Origin of the sequence: Micromonospora sp. AMSO12t, from assembly GCF_008806585.1 — a bacterium.
GTDB classification, from domain to species: Bacteria; Actinomycetota; Actinomycetes; order Mycobacteriales; family Micromonosporaceae; genus Micromonospora; species Micromonospora reichwaldensis.
The window spans coordinates 1-17,901 of the sequence record NZ_WAAS01000127.1 but is presented as its reverse complement, the minus strand read 5'-3'; the positions used below and the strand labels follow the sequence as shown (position 1 = coordinate 17,901).

Sequence of the window (17,901 nt, the reverse complement as noted above, 5' to 3'; positions counted from 1 at the left end):
CCTGCCGCCTCCGTCCCTGCCGCCGGCTCCGTCCCGGCGGCTGCCGGCGCATCCCCGGCTGCCGCCGCCAGCGCCGCCGACTCTGCACCAGATCTTGGTGAGAAACGGCCCCTCCAGGGGCCGGAACCTACCAAGATCTCGACGCCGCCCGCCGCGCCCACCGTGGCGATGTCGAGTACGACGGAGGCGGGGGCGTGATCCGGCACTTCCTGCGGGACGACGACCTGAGCCCCGCCGAGCAGTCGGCCGTGCTCGATCTGGCGGCGCGGATGAAGGCCGACCGGTTCGGTCACCGGCCGCTGGCCGGGCCCCGGTCGGTGGCGGTGCTGTTCGACAAGCAGAGCCTGCGTACCCGGTTCTCGTTCGACGTGGGCATCGCCGAGCTGGGTGGACACCCCCTCGTGGTGGACACCCAGGTCACCCACTTCGGGCGGGGCGAGACGCTGGCCGACGCCGGCCGGGTGCTGTCCCGCTACGTGGCGGCGATCGTGCTGCGTACCCACGGCGACGACCGGATCGCCGAGGTGGCCGACGGCGCCAGCGTGCCGGTGGTCAACGCGCTCACCGACGGCTTCCATCCCTGCCAGCTCCTGGCCGACCTGCTCACCGTCCGCGAGCACTGCGGCGGCACCGCCGGGCGGACGCTGGCGTACGTCGGCGACGCGGCGAACAACCTCGCCCACTCGTACCTGCTCGCCGGAGCGACCGCCGGCATGCACGTCCGGGTCGCTGGGCCGGCGGGCTTCGGCCCCGACCCGGAGGTGGTCGCCCGGGCCGCGAAGATCGCCGCCGGCACCGGGGGTTCGGTGCAGGCGCTGACCGATGCGGTGGCGGCGGTGGCCGGCGCCGACGTGGTCGCCACGGACACCTGGACCTCGATGGGGCAGGAGGACGACGGGCTGGACCGGATCACCCCGTTCCTGCCGTACCAGGTCAACGCCGCGCTGCTCGGGCACGCCGCGCCCGACGCCGTCGTGCTGCACTGCCTGCCCGCGCACCGGGGCGAGGAGATCACCGACGAGGTGCTCGACGGCCCGCAGAGCGTCGTGTTCGACCAGGCGGAGAATCGGCTGCACGCCCAGAAGGCGCTGCTGACGTTCCTCCTCGGGGCCGCGCCCGCCGCCCCGGACGCGGCGGCGTCGGGCGTCGCCGCGACCAGGGAGACACCATGACCGCCCCGCTGACCCGTGCCGCCCGGCACGCCCGCATCGTCGAGCTGATCCGCGACAAGGCGATCCACTCGCAGACCGAGCTGGCCGACCTGCTCTCCGGCGACGGCATCCAGGTCACCCAGGCCACCCTCTCCCGGGACCTCAAGGAGTTGGGCGCGGTCACCGCGCGCGGCGGCGACGGGCGGGCCGTCTACCTCATCCCGGAGGACGGCCACCGGCCGCTGCGTGACGCCGAGGCGGCACCGGCCCGGCTGGTCCGGCTGCTGCGCGAGCTGCTCAACGGGGTCGACGCCAGCGGCAACATCGCCGTACTGCGCACCCCGCCGGGCGCAGCCCACTACCTTGCCAGCGCGTTGGACCGGGCGGGCCTGCCCGAGATCGTCGGCACCATCGCCGGCGACGACACCATCCTCGTCGTGGCCCGCGAGGCCGTCGGCGGGGCCGCACTCGGCGACAAGCTCGCCGGCTGGGCCCGCCGCGAAGAGAACGTCGAAGGGAACACCACACCATGACCGAGCGGGTTGTGCTCGCCTACTCCGGAGGGCTCGACACCTCCGTCGCCATCCCGTACCTGGCCGAGGAGACCGGCGCCGAGGTGATCGCCGTGGCGGTGGACGTCGGGCAGGGCGGCGAGGACCTCGACGCCATCCGGCAGCGCGCCCTGGACTGCGGCGCCGTGGAGTCGGAGGTGGTCGACGCGCGCGACGAGTTCGCCGCCGGGTACTGCCTGCCGGCCATCCGCGCGAACGCGCTCTACATGGACCGCTACCCGTTGGTCTCCGCGCTGTCCCGGCCGCTGATCGTCAAGCACCTGGTGGCCGCGGCCCGCAAGCACGGCGGCACCATCGTGTCGCACGGCTGCACCGGCAAGGGCAACGACCAGGTCCGTTTCGAGGTCGGCCTCGGCGCGCTCGCCCCCGACCTGAGGATCGTCGCGCCGGCCCGGGACTTCGCCTGGACCCGGGACAAGGCGATCGCCTTCGCCGAGGAGAAGGGGCTGCCGATCGACGTGTCGGCGAAGTCCCCGTACTCCGTCGACCAGAACCTGTGGGGCCGCGCCGTCGAGACGGGCTTCCTGGAGGACATCTGGAACGCGCCAGTCGAGGACCTCTACTCGTACACCTGCGACCCGGCGCAGGAACGCGACGCCGACGAGGTCGTGATCACCTTCGACGCCGGCGTGCCGGTGGCGATCGACGGCGAGACCGTCACCCCGTACCAGGCGATCCGGGAGCTCAACCGGCGCGCGGGCGCCCAGGGCGTCGGCCGGCTCGACATGGTCGAGGACCGCCTCGTCGGCATCAAGAGCCGCGAGGTGTACGAGGCGCCGGGCGCGATCGCGCTGATCACGGCCCACCAGGAGCTGGAGGCGGTGACCGTGGAGCGGGACCTGGCCCGGTTCAAGCGCGGCGTCGACCAGCGCTGGGGGGAGCTGGTCTACGACGGCCTCTGGTTCTCGCCGCTGAAGCGCGCGCTGGACGCGTTCATCGACGACGCGCAGCAGCACGTCACCGGCGAGGTACGGCTGACCCTGCACGGCGGCCGGGCCACCGTCACCGGACGCCGCTCCGAGGCCAGCCTCTACGACTTCGGCATGGCCACCTACGACACCGGCGACACCTTCGACCAGTCCCTGGCGAAGGGCTTCGTGCGGCTCTGGGGCCTGCCGAGCGAGATGGCCGCCGCACGGGACGCCCGGTTGGGCGGCTGCTGACCATGACCACCAGAATGGGCGCCGTGGACGACAAGAGCCTGACCGAGAACAGCGCCGCCACCAACCGCACGAGCCTGTGGGGCGGCCGATTCGCCGGCGGCCCCGCCGAGGCCCTGGCCCGCCTGTCGGTGAGCGTGCAGTTCGACTGGCGGCTGGCCCCGTACGACATCGCGGCGTCCCGGGCGCACGCCCGGGTGCTCGCGGGCGCCGGCCTGCTCGACCCGGACGAACTGGGCCGGATCCTCGCCGCCCTGGACGACCTGGAGGCCGCCTGCGCCTCCGGGCAGTTCCGTCCCACGGTCGACGACGAGGACGTGCACACCGCCCTGGAGCGCGGCCTGCTGGAGCGGCTCGGCAGCCTCGGCGGCAAGCTGCGCGCCGGCCGGTCCCGCAACGACCAGGTCGCCACCGACCTGCGGCTCTACCTGCGCGACCACGCCCGGGGCGTGGCCGGTCGGCTGGTCGAGCTGGCCGAGGCCCTGGTCGAGCAGGCCGAGCGGCACGTGGAGACCGCCGCACCCGGCATGACGCACCTGCAGCACGCCCAGCCGGTCACGTTCGGGCACTGGCTGCTGGCCCACGTGCAGCCGCTGCTGCGCGACCTGGAGCGGCTGAGCGACTGGGACCACCGCACGGCGGTCAGCCCGCTCGGCGCGGGCGCGCTCGCCGGCTCCGGCCTGCCGCTGGACCCGGTGGCCGTCTCCAAGGAGCTGGGCTTCCGCACGTCCTTCGCCAACTCGATGGACGCGGTCGCCGACCGGGACTTCGTCGCCGAGTTCCTGTTCGTCACCGCGCTGATCGGGGTGCACCTGTCCCGCCTCGGCGAGGAGGTGGTGCTCTGGACGTCGCAGGAGTTCGGCTGGGTGGAGCTGGACGACGCGTTCGCCACCGGTTCGTCGATCATGCCGCAGAAGAAGAACGCGGACATCGCCGAGCTGGCCCGGGGCAAGTCCGGCCGGCTCGTCGGCGGGCTGATGAGCGTGCTCACCATGCTCAAGGGTCTGCCGATGAGCTACGACCGGGACATGCAGGAGGACAAGGAGCCGGCCTTCGACGCGGTCGACACCCTGGAGCTGCTGCTGCCGGCGCTCGCCGGGATGATCTCCACGATGACCGTACGCGCCGACCGGCTCGTGGCCGCCGCGCCGGTCGGGTTCTCCCTCGCCACCGAGGTCGCGGACTGGCTGGTGCGCCGGAACGTGCCGTTCCGCGACGCGCACGAGATCACCGGGAGGCTGGTGGCGCTCTGCGTGGCCCGGGACTGCGCCCTCGACGAGGTCAGCGACGACGACCTCGCGGCGGTCAGCGAGCACCTCGACCCGTCGGTGCGCGACGTGCTCTCGGTCCGCTCGGCGCTCGCCGCCCGGACCACGCCCGGCTCGACCGGTCCCGGGCCGGTCGCCGACCAGCTCGCCGCCGCCGCCGACAAGCTCGCCACCTGGCGGGAGTGGGCCGCCGAGCGGGTCGTGCCCCGCTGAGTCGCCGACCCCGCGCGGCGCCGTCGGCGTCGCGCGGGGTTCAGCCCGCCGGGCGCTCCCGCTTCGGCAGCTTCGCCACCACCGCGTCGTACGAGGCGTCGACCGCCTCGATCAGCTCCTCCTCGTCGATCCCGCCGGCCAGGCGCAGCGTGTTCCAGCCGGCGCGCCCGATGTACGGCGACGGCCGCGCGTCGCCCGGGTGCCGGTGCAGCCACTCGTCGGCCACGTCCCGGCTCGGGCCGCACTTCACCCCGACGGTCGGCTGGTCGCCGCCGGCGGAGCCGAGGAAGGCGAAGATCCGGCTGCCGACCTTCACCACCTCGTCGCCCTCCCACGGCCGGTCGAGCCAGGCCCCCGGCTTCCCCAGGCAGTACGCCAGCATCTCCTCGCGCGTCATCGCGTCCTCCTCGACACCGATCCCGCGCCCAGTCTCGTCCATCGGCGGCGTCATTCGGTGGTGGCGGTGCGGGCGGAGAGCCGTTCGAAGCGCTGCTTGGCGGCCTGCGCGCTGCCCAGCCCGAGCCCGTACGCGATCTGCTGCCAGGTCAGTCCGCGGCTGCGGGCCAGCGTCAGCAGCCCCGCCTCCATCGTGTCGACCTCGGCGCGCAGGTGCGGGACGAGGGTGAGCGCCGCGACGAGGTCCGCCTCGTCGACGGGCTCCTCGTCGGGCTCGACCTCGGCCCCGCCGGCGGCGAGGGCGGTGACGAGCGCGACCGCCTCGTAGGTGTCCGGTACGTAGGGGTTGGTGTGTCGGCGGCGCCGCGTCTCGGTGCCGGCGTGCCGCTCGGTGATCCGGTGCAGCGCCTCGTAGGTGCGGTGTGCCCTGGCCCGGCTCGGGTCGGGACCGGTGAAGGAGTCAGTCATGCGAGCACTCCATCACGTCAACGTCACGTTGTCAACGAAGTGTTGATGACTGCTCGGCGTCGGGCGGCGCCGGCGGATAGGGTCGGGCTCGTGGTGGCGTACTCCCAGCGCCGGCCCGCCGACCTCGCGGGGCTGGCCGACCTGCTTGCCGGCCCGGTGGTGCCGGCCGCCCGGGGCCTGCTCGGCTGCCGGCTGACCGCCGGCGACGTGACCGTCCGGATCACCGAGGTCGAGGCGTACGCCGGGACGGCCGGCGACCCGGCCTCGCACGCGCACCGGGGCCGCACCCCGCGTAACGCCGTCATGTTCGGGCCGGCGGGGCACGCCTACGTCTACTTCACCTACGGCATGCACTGGTGCATGAACGTCGTCACGGGGCCCGACGGGGAGGCCTCGGCGGTGCTGCTGCGCGCCGGCGAGGTGGTCGACGGCGTCGAGACGGCCCGCGCCCGGCGCCCCGCCGTACGCCGGGACGTCGATCTCGCGCGCGGGCCCGCCCGGCTCTGCGCGGCCCTGGGCATCGACAAGAGCGCCTACGGCCGCTGGCTGCTCGGCGACGGTCCCGTTCGCCTGCGCCCGGCCGACGTGCCGGTGCCCGGCGAGGCGGTCGCCGCCGGGCCGCGCGTCGGCGTCACCGGCGCGCACGACGTGCCGTGGCGGTTCTGGATCGCCGGCGACCCGACGGTCAGCGCCTACCGCCGGCACGTGCCGCGTAGCCGCTGACCTGTCCGGGCACGCCCGCCGCGTGATCGACGTGCAGGGCGTGGGAGGCGTGGCGGCGGCCACCGGCGGTGCCTCCGGTGGCGGAATAGTTGACTCGTCAAACATGTTGTGCGGTGCGTCCGGGCGCCGCAGCGGCCCCGGCCAGGGACAACGCGAGGAGCTGGTCATGCAGTTCGGAGTCTTCACCGTCGGCGACGTCACGGTCGACCCGACCACCGGTCGCGAGCCGACCGAGCATGAGCGGATCAAGGCGATGGTCACGATCGCGCTCAAGGCCGAGGAGGTCGGCCTCGACGTCTTCGCCACCGGCGAGCACCACAACCCGCCGTTCGTGCCGTCGTCGCCCACCACCATGCTGGGCTTCATCGCCGCCCGCACCGAGCGCCTGCTGCTCTCCACCTCCACCACGCTGATCACCACCAACGACCCGGTGAAGATCGCCGAGGACTACGCGATGCTCCAGCACCTCGCCGACGGTCGGGTGGACCTGATGATGGGGCGCGGCAACACCGGGCCGGTCTACCCGTGGTTCGGCCAGGACATCCGCAACGGCATCCCCCTCGCCATCGAGAACTACGACCTGCTGCACCGGCTCTGGCGCGAGGACGTGGTCGACTGGAAGGGCCGCTTCCGCACCCCGTTGCAGTCGTTCACGTCGACTCCGCGCCCGCTCGACGGCGTGCCGCCGTTCGTGTGGCACGGCTCGATCCGCAGCCCCGAGATCGCCGAGCAGGCCGCCTACTACGGCGACGGCTTCTTCGCCAACCACATCTTCTGGCCGAAGGAGCACACCCAGCGGATGGTCGGGCTCTACCGGCAGCGCTACGCCCACTACGGTCACGGCTCCGCCGACCAGGCCATCGTGGGCCTCGGCGGGCAGGTGTTCATGCGGCGCAACTCGCAGGACGCGGTGCGGGAGTTCCGGCCGTACTTCGACAACGCGCCCGTCTACGGGCACGGCCCGTCGCTGGAGGAGTTCACCGCGCAGACCCCGTTGACCGTCGGCAGCCCGCAGCAGGTCATCGACCGTACGCTGGGCTTCCGCGACTACGTCGGCGACTACCAGCGCCAGCTGTTCCTGATGGACCACGCCGGCCTGCCCCTGAAGACCGTGCTGGAGCAGCTCGACCTGCTCGGCGAGGAGGTCGTCCCCGTGCTGCGCAAGGAGTTCGAGTCGCTGCGCCCGGCGCACGTGCCGGCCGCGCCCACCCACGCGTCCCTGCGGGACGCCGCCACCAGCGGCGACGCCGCGGATCGTGCCGGGACGGGAGCGGGCCGATGACCCGCCGCACCCTCGCCGTGGTGTCGGCCGGGCTGGGGCGGCCCTCGTCGACCCGGCTGCTCGCCGACCAGCTCGCCGTGGCCACCCGCGACGAGCTGGCCCGGCGCGGCGACGACGTCGACGTCCGCCCCGTCGAGCTGCGCGAGCACGCCCACGACATCGTCAACCACCTGCTGACCGGCTTCCCGTCGCCCGCGCTGCGGGAGGTGCTCGACACGGTCACCGGCGCGGACGGGCTGATCGCCGTCACGCCGATCTTCCACGCCTCGTACAACGGGCTGTTCAAGTCGTTCTTCGACCTGGTCGAATCCGGCGCGCTCGCGGACCGGCCGGTGCTGGTCGGCGCCACCGGTGGAACGGCCCGGCACTCGCTGGCGCTGGAGCACGCGCTGCGTCCGATGTTCGCCCACCTGCGGTCCGTCGTGGTCCCCACCGCGGTCTTCGCCGCCCCGGAGGACTGGTCCGCCGGGTCCGCCGACGGTGCGCTGCGGGCGCGGATCGTCCGCGCCGGCGGCGAGCTGGCCGATCAGGTCCACCGGCGGCCGGCGTCCACCGGCCCCGCCGACCCGTTCGCCCTCACCACCAGCTTCGACGAGCTGCTCGGCGGTCGGGACCACTGATCGCCGCCGACCCGCCGGCCCCGCCCGGGGCCGGCGGGTCGGGGCACGTCAGCGAGCGTGACCGTACGGGCGGGCCACCAGCACCGGGCAGTGCGCGTGCTGCACGAGGGCCTGGCTGACCGAGCCGAGCAGCAGCCCGGCGAACCCGCCCCGGCCCCGGGAGCCGACCACCACCAGCGCCGCGTCCCCGCTGGCCTCGACGAGTGCCTGCTCGGCCTTCGGCGCCCGGAGCACCCGCTCCTCCACGGCCAGCCCCGGGTGGCTGCCCCGGACGGCCGCCGCGGCGGTGGCCAGCAGCTCGGCGGCGTGCGTGTCCGTCGCCTCGTCCGCCGGCGCGCGGTCCGGGGGCTGGACGTGCAACAGCACCAGCCCGTCGCCCCGGCGGGCCGCCTCGTCGGCCGCGTACCCGACCGCCAGCTCGGCGGGCTCCGACCCGTCCACCCCGACCAGCACCGGCCCGGCGACGGGGATCGGCTCCTCGGCGGGGCGCACCACCAGCACCGGGCAGTGCGCGTGGGCGGCCACCTGCGTGCCGACCGAGCCGAGCAGCAGCCCGGCGAAGCCGCCCAGCCCCCGGCTGCCCACCACCACCAGCTCGGCCCGCCGGGACTCCTCGACCAGCGTCGCACCCGGCCCGCCCGCCACCTGGCGTACCTCGACGGTCAGCCCCGGGCAGCGCTCGGCGAGGTCGGCGGCCGTCGTCTCCAACATCTTCTGCGCCTCCTCGGTCGGCGCCGGCAACCCCAGGTCGTACGGGTTGACCGGCACGCCGTAACCGAGCGGATGCAGGTAGCCGTGCACCAGGTGCAGGGGGCGGGACCGCAGCACGGCGGCCCGGGCGGCGTGCTCCGCCGCCAGCAGGCTCGCCGGTGATCCGTCCACACCCACCACCACGGGTCGGTTCATGAGCCCTCCAGAGATCGATCAGGCCATTGTCGACGGGGCACCGCCGACCCGCCGGCATTTGCGTCGACGCCGTCGCGCCGGCCGGGGGAGCGGCCGACGCGACGGCGTCGCGGTGCGGTGACCGGATCAGGACGCGTCGGCCCGCTTCGGGTGCCGCACGATCACCAGCGGGCAGTGCGCGTGGTACAGCACCGCGTGGCTGACCGAGCCGAGCAGCAGCCCGCCCAGCGCGCCCCGGCCGCGCGCCCCCACGACCACCAGCTGGGCCTTCTTCGACTCCTCCACCAGTACGCCGCCCGGGGAGCCGCGGACCAGCCGGTGCTGCGCCGGCACGTCGGGGTAGCGCTCGGCGAAGCCGGCGACGGACTCCGCGAGGGCCCGTTCCTCGTCCGCGGCGTAGGCGTCCAGGTCGTACGCCAGGGGCAGGACGTCACCGGGGCCGACCGGCGTGGGATAGAGCCAGGCCTGCACGGCGAGCAGCGGGGCACCCCGGCGGCTCGCCTCCTCGAAGGCGAACGCGACGGCCTCGAGGGAGCACTCGGAGCCGTCGACGCCCACCACGACCGGGCCGTCGGCGCGCTGCTCCCCGCGCACCACGAGGACGGGGACCTGCGCGTGGGCGGAGACCTGCACGGTGACGGAGCCGAGCAGCAGCCCGGCGAAACCGCCCAGGCCCCGGTGGCCCAGCACCAGCAGGGCGGCGTCCCGGGACTCCCCGAGCAGGACGGGGGTCGCCGCGCCGTCGACCACCACGCCGGTCACCGGCACGTCCGGGGCGGTCCTGGTGGCCTCGGCGATCGCCTCGACGACGTACCGCTCGGCCTGGTTGCGCAGACCGGCGCCGGCCGGCGCGCCCTCGGCGGCACCGAGCGGGGCGCGCGTCAGGGGCCAGATGAAGGCGTGCACGACCCGCAGCGGACGCTGTCGCTCCGCCGCCTCCCGCGCCGCCGCCCGGACCGCGTCGAGCGCGGCGGCCGAGCCGTCCACACCCACCACGACGGGGGCACCGGTGTTGATGGTCATCGACTCCTCCTTCGTCCACCTTCAGCCTGCTTCGTCCGCACGCTACCCGTCAGAGGCGGTCGTCCCGACCAGCGGGACCTTGGTCCCGAATCGCAGGCTGGCGGTCACCGGCCGGGCCGTCCGACACCGGCACGCGCCGCGCGGGCCGACCGACACCGGCCACCGCGTCCGGACCCCGGGTGCCCCCGTCCGGCAGGGGCGCGTCCGCCGGGCCGTCGCCGCCACCCGGGCGGCGGGCCAGCCGCAGCACCAGCCCGGGCAGCACGCTGACGGCGGCGCAGGCCAGCAGCTCCGCCGCGTCGAGCGGCTGCGTGCCGAGCAGCTCCCGCAGCGGCGGCAGCAGCACCCCGGCGACCTGGAGCAGCGCGGAGACCGCCACCGCGACCGGCAGCGCCAGGTTGCCGCGCCGGGCCCCGCGCGGTCGCGGCGCGCGGACCGCGAGCGCCACCCCGAGCTGGGCCAGGCCGAGCACCACGAAGACCACCGACTGCCAGGGCCGGTCCCAGTGCGCGGCGAGCACGCCGGCACCGAGCACCACGGCGGCGATCAGAGCGCCGGTGACCAGTACGTCGCGGCCCAGGCCGGCCCCGAGCACCGACTCCGACGGGGAGCGCGGCGCCCGGCGCAGGGTGCCGGGCGCCGCCGGCTCCGCGCCCAGCGCCACCCCCGGCACGCCGTGGGTGAGCAGGTTCACCCAGAGGATCTGCGCCGGCAGCAGCGGTACGGCCAGCCCGAACAGCGGGCCGAGCAGCATCACGGCGATCTCGGCGACCCCGCCGGAGAGCGCGTAGCGCAGGAAGCGCCGGATGTTGTCGTAGATGCGGCGACCCTCACCGATCGCGGCGGCCACCGTGGACAGGTCGTCGTCGACGAGCACCAGGTCGGCGGCCTGCCGGGCGACCTCCGTGCCGCCGCCCATCGCCACCCCGATGTCGGCGCGACGCAGCGCGGGGGCGTCGTTCACCCCGTCGCCGGTCATCGCCACCACGTGCCCCCGCGACTGGAGGCCGGCGATGATGTCGAGCTTCTGCTCCGGCTGGGTCCGCGCGAACACCCGCGCCTGCGGGTGCGCCCGCGCCGGGTCGCCGTCGTCCCCGCGTACCACCGGGTCGCCCTCGCGCCATAGCCCCAGTTGGCCGCCGATCGCCGCGGCGGTGGCCGGGTGGTCGCCCGTGATCAGCACCAGCCGGACCCCGGCGTCGTCGAAGCTGCCCGCGATGTCGGCCGCGCCCGCGCGCAGCGGGTCGCCGACGGCGACCAGCCCCACGGGCCGCAGCCCGACCGGCCGGGCGGGATCGGCCGGCGGGGCGTCCACCACGGCGGACGCGATGGCCAGCACCCGCAGCCCCTCGGCGGCCAGCCGGTGCGCGACGGCGGTCAGCTCGGCGATCTCCTCGGCGGAGGCGTCGACCAGCGGCGCGGCCAGCACGTTCTCCGGCGCGCCCTTGCACACCACCAGGTACCGCCGGTCGCAGGAGCGGTGCACGGTGGTCATCCGGCGCAGCTCCTGGTCGAAGGGGTGCTCCGCGACGCGCGGCCACGCCGACCGGGTGAGCTCCGGGTCGAGGCCGCACCGGCCGGCGAAGGCGACCAGGGCCGCCTCCAGCGGGTCGCCGACGGCGGCCCACTCCGGCCGCTCGTCGGTGGGCGTAGCCAGGGTCGCGTCGTTGCAGAGCAGCCCGGCGCGCGCCAGGCTGCGCAGGTCGTCCGGTACGGCCACCGGCGCGCCCCCCTGGTGCACCGCGCCCTGCGGCGCGTAACCGCTGCCGGTGACGCCGTAGCGGGAGCCGCCGGCGGTGACGGCGTGCTGCACCGCCATCCGGCCCTCGGTGAGCGTGCCCGTCTTGTCGGAGGCGATGATGGTGACGGAGCCGAGCGTCTCGACCGCGTGCAGCCGGCGGGGGATGGCCCGTGCCCCGGCCATCCGGCGGGCGCCGAGGGCGAGGGCGAGGGTGACGACCGCTGGCAGCGACTCGGGCACGGCCGCCACCACGAGGCTCACTGCGGTGACCGCCATGTCGACCACCGGCCGCCCGCCGACGACGCCGATGACGAAGACCAGCCCCGAGAGCACCACCGCGGCGAAGCCGAGCACCCGACCGAGCGCGGAGAGGCGGCGCTGCAACGGGGTGGCGGCGGGCCGGGTGGACGCCACCAGCGCGGTGATCCGGCCGAGCGCGCTCGCGGCGCCCGTGCGTACCACCGTGCCGGTGGCCCGCCCGGTGGTGACCACGGTCCCCGCGCTGGCCTCCTCGCCCACGGCCCGGGTCACCGGCACCGACTCCCCGGTCAGCGCCGACTCGTCGACGCTCAGCCGGGCCGCCTCGGCGAGCAGCAGATCCGCCGGGACCACGTCGCCGGCCTCGACCCGCACCAGGTCACCACGGACGAGGTCGGCGGCGGGCAGGACGACGTCCCGGCCGTCCCGGACGACCCGGGCGGTGGGCGCGGCGAGCTGGTCCAACGCGGCGATCGCCCGGTCGGCGCGGACCTCCTGCACCACGCCGATGGCGGTGTTCACCAGCACCACCAGCACGATCACCGCGGTGTCCGGGTAGTCGCGCAGCACGGTGGTGACCACGGCGGCGGCCAGCAGCAGCACCACCAACGGGTCGCTGAGCTGGTGCAGGACGCGCCCGCCCAGACGGCGCCGGGCCGGCGCGACCGCCGCGTTCGGCCCGTCCGCGCGCAGTCGGACGGCGGCCTCCGCCGAGCTGAGCCCGGCCGCCGGCCTGGTCGACGTGTCAGCGGGCACCGGTACGCCCCCGTGGCCGCCGTTCTCCGCACCGTCCCACATCGCCCTCCGCCCTGCCGGCGCCGTCGCGGCGCACCGTCCCGATCCCACCCTCGTCCCGCCGGACGGCACCGGCCAGGGGAGTTCCGCCCGACTGACCCGGGACCAACGGCCCTGCCGCTCACGGCCGGCGCGCGGGTGCGACACCGATCCGGCAGCGCCACCGGGCGTCCCGGCCAGCGGTCCGGTGCGACGCGGATCCGGCAGCGCCACCGGGCCACCGGGCGTCCCGGCCGGCCGGGCGGCCAGCGGCCCGGTTGTCGGTGGTCGGCCCTATCCTCGGGCCCGTGACCGCCGAGCTGCGCCTGCGCCCCGTCCGCGACGACGACCTGCCCCACTTCTTCGCCCACGAGCAGGACGCCGAGGCCAACTGGATGGCCGCCTTCGGCCCGGAGGACCCGGCCGACCGGGAGCGCTTCGACGCCCACTGGCGCCGCGTGCGCGCCGACGAGCGCAACGTCCCGCGCACCGTGGTCGTCGGCGACGAGGTCGTCGGCCACGTGGTCGCGTTCCCGGCCGACGGGCGCACCGAGGTCAGCTACTGGATCGACCCGCGACGCTGGGGCCGGGGCCACGCCACCGCGGCGCTCGCCGCGCTGCTGCGCGAGCTGCCCCAACGGCCGGTGCACGCCCGCGCCGCCAAGGACAACCGCGCCTCGCTCGCCGTGCTGCGCAAGTGCGGCTTCGTCGTCATCGGCGAGGACCGGGGGTATGCCAACGGCCGGGGCACCGAGGTGGAGGAATGGGTGCTGGAGCTGGCCGGCGACTGACCCGCCCGCCGCCCGCCGGGTCACCGCATCCGCGCGAGCACTACTCTCGCGGGGTGAACTGGCTGGAACTGATCGGCTGGACCGGCTCCGCGCTGCTGGTCTGGTCGCTGCTGCAGACGCGCATCCTCCGGCTGCGTGCCCTCAACCTGGTCGGCTGTCTGATCCTGATCGGCTACAACGCCGCCGTGCAGGTCTGGCCCATGGTCGGGCTGAACGTCGTACTCGCCGTGATCAACGTCTGGTACCTGCGGACCATGCTCGCCACCCGCCACGACGAGGCCACCTACCAGGTGGTCGAGGTCGGCGTCGACGACCAGTTCCTGGCCCACACGCTGAGTGTGCACGCCGCCGACATCGCCCGGTTCAACCCCGGCTTCCGCTGGCCGCCCGGCACCGCCGCCGAACGCTCGGCGTTCCTGGTCGTACGCGCCGACGAGGTGGTCGGCGTGGTGCTGTCGCACGCCGAGGCCGACGGCGTGGCGCAGGTCGACCTCGACTACGTGACCCGGCGGTTCCGGGACTTCACCCCGGGCGAGTTCGTCTACCGGCGCAGCAGCCTCTTCACCGACCGCGGCTTCCGTCGGGTGATCACCCCGCCCGGCATGGTCGCCCCGTACTACCACCGGCTGGGTTTCCGCCCCGAGGGCCGCTCGTACGCCCTCGACCTGCCCGCCCCGCCGGTCGCCGGGCGGATCTGATCACATCCCGCCCGGGGCGAGGATTCGCCGGTCGGTCCGGTGGGCACAGAGTGCCCTACGCCGGCCGGGGCCTTCGGCCGGCGGTGCCCGTCGTGCCGGCGGGCACCTGTCCCGCGTGAGGAGAGCCGGGCGTGCAGAGCATCTGGACCCAACTGGCCCTGGTCGGCGTCCTGGTCGTCCTCAACGCGGTCTTCGCGGGCAGCGAGATGGCCCTGGTCTCGCTGCGGGACAGCCAGATCCAGCGGCTGGAACGCACCAGCCGGGCCGGACGGGTGCTGGCCCGGCTCGCCAAGGACCCGAACCGCTTCCTGGCCACCATCCAGATCGGGATCACCCTCGCCGGCTTCCTGGCCTCCGCCGCGGCGGCGGTGTCGCTGGCCAAGCCCCTCGTACCGCTCCTCAGCGCGCTCGGCGGCGCCGCCGAGACCGTCGCGATCGTGGCGGTCACCCTGGCGCTGACCTTCGTCACCCTGGTCTTCGGCGAGCTGGCCCCGAAGCGGATCGCCATGCAGGCCGCCGAGCGGTGGGCCCTGCTGGTGGCCCGCCCGCTCGACCTGCTCTCCTCCGTGACCCGGCCGGCCGTCTGGGCCCTCGGCGCCACCAGCGACCTGGTGGTACGCCTCGTCGGGCTCAACCCGAAGCACGAGCCCGACGAGATCGGCCCTGACGAGCTGCGGGACATCGTCGCCGGCAACCACGGCTTCACCAAGGAGCAGCGGACCATCATCGCCGGCGCCGTCGAGATCGCCGACCGCCAGCTGCGGGCGGTCCTCGTACCCCGGTTGCAGGTCTTCACGCTCGACAGCGGCACCACGGCGGAGGCCGCGCGGCTGCTGCTGGCCGCCACCGGCCACTCCCGGGCGCCGGTGGTCCGGCACGGCGGCCTCGACGACGCGGTCGGCGTGATCCACCTGCGTGACCTCGTCGGCGTCCCCGAGGACCGGCCGGTCGACGAGTGCGCCCGCCCGCCGATGCTGCTGCCGGACTCCCTGCCGGTGGTGGACGCGCTGCGACAGTTCAAGGCCGAACGCCAGCACATCGCCCTGGTGGTGGACGAGCGGGGCGCGGTCGACGGGATCGTCACCCTGGAGGACATCCTTGAGGAGATCGTCGGGGAGATCTACGACGAGACCGACCGGGACGTGCGCTCCGTGCGCACCGAGCCCGACGGTGCCCTGCTGCTCCCCGGCACCTTCCCCGTGCACGACCTCGTCGATCTGGGCGTCGAGCTGCCCAGCCGGCCCGGCGGCGACTACACCACCATCGCGGGCCTCCTGCTCGCCTGCCTCGGCCACATCCCCACCGTGGCGGGCGAGAGCGTCGTCGTGGACGGCTGGGAGCTGGAGGTGACCCGCATCGACCACCGCGCCATCGTCGGGGTCCGGCTGCGCCGGGGGGCCGAGCCGGCGCCCGACGAGGCCGAGGCCGTGCTGGACGAGGCCCGGGGCTGACGCGCCCCCGCTGCCGCCTTGCGGCCGGCGCCGTCACGCGCCTCGGCGGGTCAGGCCGGGTAGAGGTTCTGCAGCCGGACCTGGCCGCGGGCCACGAGCCGGGCGTCGGCGTCGGTGATCTCCACCTGCCAGAGCTGCTGGCTGCGCCCCCGGTGCACGGGGGTGCCCACGGCGGTCAGTTCGCCGTCGCGGACCGCGCGCAGGAAGTCCGTCTGGTTCGACACGCCCACGACGCGTCCGCGCTCGCCGAGCCACAGCGACCCGCCGATGCTGGCGGCCGTCTCGACCACCGAGCAGTACACGCCGCCGTGCTGGATGCCGAACGGTTGGTGCAGCTCGGGGCGGACCTGCCAACGGATCACCACCCGGTCGCCGTCGACCTCGTCGAGCTTGAGGCCGAGCAGGGCGACGAAGCCACCCGTCAGATCCGGCATGTCCACGGCGTTCCCTCCTTGATCACGACGCCGCCAGCCTACGCCGCCGGCCACCCGGCAAACCCGGTACGCTCCGTCCCCGGTCATGGGGGAGAATCGGTGACCGTGACCGACAGCAGCCCCCCGCCGCCCGGGCGGGACTCCCTGACCGACGACCTGCGGTGGCGGGGCCTGATCCAGGACTCCACCGGCCTCGACGAGCTGCGTGCGCTGCTCGACGGCAGCTCCGCCGCCTACTACGTGGGCTTCGACCCGACGGCGCCGAGCCTGCACGTCGGCCACCTCATGCAGGTCGCCACGGCACGTCGGCTCCAGCTTGCGGGGCACCGGCCGCTGCTGCTCGTCGGCGGTGCCACCGGCCAGATCGGCGACCCGAAGGAGAGCGCCGAGCGGAGCCTCAACCCGCCCGAGGTGGTCGCCGGCTGGGTGGCGCGGATCCGCGACCAGCTCGCCCCCTTCGTCTCGTACGAGGGGGAGAACGCGGCGCAACTGGTCAACAACCTGGACTGGACCGGCGAGATGTCGGTGGTCGAGTTCCTCCGCGACGTCGGCAAGCACTTCCCGGTCAACAAGATGCTGGCCCGGGAGGTCGTCAAGGCGCGGCTGGAGAGCGGCATCAGCTTCACCGAGTTCAGCTACCAGCTGCTCCAGGCCAACGACTTCTTCGAGCTGCACCGCCGGCACGGCTGCCGGCTCCAGTTCGGCGGCTCGGACCAGTGGGGCAACATCACCGCCGGCGTCGACTACGTCCGCCGGCGCGGTGCCGGGCCCGTGCAGGCGTTCACCACGCCGCTGGTGACGAAGTCCGACGGCACGAAGTTCGGCAAGACCGAGGGCGGCGCGATCTGGCTCGACCCCGAGATGACCAGCCCGTACGCGTTCTACCAGTTCTGGGTCAACGTGGACGACCGGGACGTGGGCCGCTACCTGCGGTACTTCAGCTTCCGCTCCCGCGACGAGCTGGAGGCGCTGGAGAAGGAGACCGCCGAACGGCCGGCGGGCCGGGCGGCGCAGCGCGCGCTCGCCGAAGAGCTGACCACGCTGGTGCACGGGGAACGGGAGATGGCACAGGTGGTCGCCGCGAGCCAGGCGCTCTTCGGCCGCGGCTCCCTGGACGGGTTGGCGCCAGCGACGCTGCGGGCCGCGCTGACCGAGGCCGGCCTCGTCCACGTCGACGAGCTGCCCGACGTCGCCGGGCTGCTCCGGGACTCCGGGCTGGTGCCGAGCCTCAAGGAGGCGCGCCGGGTGATCGCCGAGGGCGGCGCCTACGTGAACAACACCCGGATCACGGAGACCGACGCCACCGTCGGCCCCGGTGACCTGCTGCACGGCCGGTACCTGGTGCTGCGTCGCGGCAAGCGGTCGTTCGCCGGGGTCGAGCTGCGCGGTTAGCCGTACGGTCCCGACGTGACGCGGGACGCCCCCGGTGGATTTGACGATCGATCCGCCGGGGGCGTAACTTTCTCTCTGCCAGCGCGGAACGGACGAACCGGGGCAAAGTAACCGGAGGCCGGGCGCGGCAACGAGCTTTCGGGTCCGGCGAGTTGCACTCACCGGCCCGTGACCGGGCGGTGCCCCGGATCCGCCGCGAGGCGGATTTGGCGAGGCGGAGCCGACCGGGTATGGTTCATCGCCGGTAGGGAACCGGGCGAGCTCGCGGGAGACCGCAGCGGCCGGCCTGCCGGAAGTCACGATCGACAACGGCGCAAGCCGATGCCGCGTGGCGCCCGGAAATTGGGTTGAAGTGGTGCGGATCGCTACGAAGCGGTTTGACACGGCGGAAACCACCGGGTAACGTAGTAAAAGTGCCCGGCGCGGAAAGCGCCGGACGCGGTGAACGAAATGCCCCGGGTCGGGTGCTCCACGGTGTGGGGTTTCTGGGCGGTGTGTGGTTGTTCTTTGAGAACTCAACAGGGTGCTTGATAAGCCAGTGCCAATTATGATTTATACCCCGGACTGGTCAGGCTTCGGT

At 74.5% G+C, this 17,901-nt stretch carries 17 protein-coding genes; 11 read left to right on the top strand and 6 right to left on the bottom strand.

Features of this window, described 5'->3' with window-relative positions; genetic code table 11:
• The first annotated feature begins 194 nt into the window (after positions 1-194).
• From argF to argH, 4 genes are read left to right on the top strand one after another with little or no spacing between them, the layout of a single operon-like run.
• The gene (gene argF, locus F6X68_RS18995; RefSeq protein ID WP_151455548.1) at positions 195-1,172 is read left to right on the top strand and encodes an ornithine carbamoyltransferase; all 978 of its coding nucleotides are present in this window, start codon (positions 195-197) and stop codon (positions 1,170-1,172) included.
• Positions 1,169-1,684: an arginine repressor gene (locus F6X68_RS18990; RefSeq protein WP_151455547.1), complete on the top strand. Its 516-nt coding sequence runs from the start codon at positions 1,169-1,171 to the stop codon at positions 1,682-1,684. Before argF ends, F6X68_RS18990 begins: the two co-directional genes overlap by 4 nt.
• Positions 1,681-2,886 (top strand): argininosuccinate synthase, encoded by a 1,206-nt coding sequence (locus tag F6X68_RS18985; protein WP_151455546.1) that lies wholly within the window; start codon positions 1,681-1,683, stop codon positions 2,884-2,886. The genes F6X68_RS18990 and F6X68_RS18985 overlap by 4 nt, the downstream gene beginning before the upstream one ends.
• A gap of 14 nt (positions 2,887-2,900) precedes the next feature.
• Complete coding sequence (gene argH / locus F6X68_RS18980) at positions 2,901-4,364, top strand: argininosuccinate lyase (RefSeq protein ID WP_151455551.1); 1,464 nt, start codon at positions 2,901-2,903, stop codon at positions 4,362-4,364.
• Between the two features lie 40 nt (positions 4,365-4,404).
• Here the strand turns inward: argH and F6X68_RS18975 are convergent, their stop codons facing one another.
• A complete protein-coding gene (locus F6X68_RS18975) occupies positions 4,405-4,761 on the bottom strand; it encodes an MmcQ/YjbR family DNA-binding protein (protein WP_132240196.1) in 357 nt (118 codons plus the stop codon).
• Positions 4,762-4,811: 50 nt separating this feature from the next.
• Positions 4,812-5,228 (bottom strand): DNA-binding protein, encoded by a 417-nt coding sequence (locus tag F6X68_RS18970; RefSeq protein ID WP_151455545.1) that lies wholly within the window; start codon positions 5,226-5,228, stop codon positions 4,812-4,814.
• A gap of 45 nt (positions 5,229-5,273) precedes the next feature.
• Here F6X68_RS18970 and F6X68_RS18965 point away from each other — a divergent pair, with 45 nt between their 5' ends.
• The 3 genes from F6X68_RS18965 to F6X68_RS18955 all read left to right on the top strand — a co-directional run bounded on the left by F6X68_RS18965 (position 5,274) and on the right by F6X68_RS18955 (position 7,853).
• A complete protein-coding gene (locus tag F6X68_RS18965; protein WP_192581458.1) occupies positions 5,274-5,951 on the top strand; it encodes a DNA-3-methyladenine glycosylase in 678 nt (225 codons plus the stop codon).
• Positions 5,952-6,117: 166 nt separating this feature from the next.
• On the top strand, positions 6,118-7,233 hold the full coding sequence (locus tag F6X68_RS18960) for an LLM class flavin-dependent oxidoreductase (protein WP_132240199.1): 1,116 nt from the start codon (positions 6,118-6,120) through the stop codon (positions 7,231-7,233).
• Positions 7,230-7,853 (top strand): FMN reductase, encoded by a 624-nt coding sequence (locus F6X68_RS18955; protein ID WP_151455544.1) that lies wholly within the window; start codon positions 7,230-7,232, stop codon positions 7,851-7,853. The genes F6X68_RS18960 and F6X68_RS18955 overlap by 4 nt, the downstream gene beginning before the upstream one ends.
• 48 nt (positions 7,854-7,901) lie before the next feature.
• On the opposite strand, the gene F6X68_RS18950 is transcribed toward F6X68_RS18955, so the two are convergent.
• From F6X68_RS18950 to F6X68_RS18940, 3 genes are all read right to left on the bottom strand, one after another.
• Positions 7,902-8,759 (bottom strand): universal stress protein, encoded by an 858-nt coding sequence (locus F6X68_RS18950; RefSeq protein WP_151455543.1) that lies wholly within the window; start codon positions 8,757-8,759, stop codon positions 7,902-7,904.
• A 126-nt stretch (positions 8,760-8,885) separates the two neighbouring features.
• Complete coding sequence (locus F6X68_RS18945; RefSeq protein ID WP_151455542.1) at positions 8,886-9,782, bottom strand: universal stress protein; 897 nt, start codon at positions 9,780-9,782, stop codon at positions 8,886-8,888.
• Between the two features lie 49 nt (positions 9,783-9,831).
• Positions 9,832-12,579 carry a cation-transporting P-type ATPase gene (locus F6X68_RS18940; RefSeq protein WP_151455541.1) on the bottom strand — a complete coding sequence of 916 codons (2,748 nt, stop codon included), beginning with the start codon at positions 12,577-12,579 and terminating at the stop codon, positions 9,832-9,834.
• 284 nt (positions 12,580-12,863) lie between these two features.
• Here F6X68_RS18940 and F6X68_RS18935 point away from each other — a divergent pair, with 284 nt between their 5' ends.
• The 3 genes from F6X68_RS18935 (at position 12,864) to F6X68_RS18925 (ending at position 15,495) form a co-directional block, all read left to right on the top strand.
• Positions 12,864-13,346, top strand: a complete 483-nt coding sequence (locus F6X68_RS18935; RefSeq protein WP_132240206.1) for a GNAT family N-acetyltransferase — start codon at positions 12,864-12,866, stop codon at positions 13,344-13,346.
• A gap of 53 nt (positions 13,347-13,399) precedes the next feature.
• Positions 13,400-14,044, top strand: coding sequence for a YgjV family protein (locus F6X68_RS18930; protein ID WP_151455540.1), 645 nt, complete (start codon positions 13,400-13,402; stop codon positions 14,042-14,044).
• A gap of 131 nt (positions 14,045-14,175) precedes the next feature.
• Positions 14,176-15,495: a hemolysin family protein gene (locus F6X68_RS18925; protein WP_151455539.1), complete on the top strand. Its 1,320-nt coding sequence runs from the start codon at positions 14,176-14,178 to the stop codon at positions 15,493-15,495.
• A gap of 50 nt (positions 15,496-15,545) precedes the next feature.
• Here F6X68_RS18925 and F6X68_RS18920 read toward each other — a convergent pair whose 3' ends face one another.
• Positions 15,546-15,929, bottom strand: a complete 384-nt coding sequence (locus tag F6X68_RS18920; RefSeq protein WP_192581459.1) for a PaaI family thioesterase — start codon at positions 15,927-15,929, stop codon at positions 15,546-15,548.
• 105 nt (positions 15,930-16,034) lie between these two features.
• Between F6X68_RS18920 and tyrS the strand changes: the two genes are divergently transcribed.
• Positions 16,035-17,321, top strand: coding sequence for a tyrosine--tRNA ligase (tyrS, locus tag F6X68_RS18915; RefSeq protein WP_151455549.1), 1,287 nt, complete (start codon positions 16,035-16,037; stop codon positions 17,319-17,321).
• Positions 17,322-17,901 lie beyond the last annotated feature (580 nt).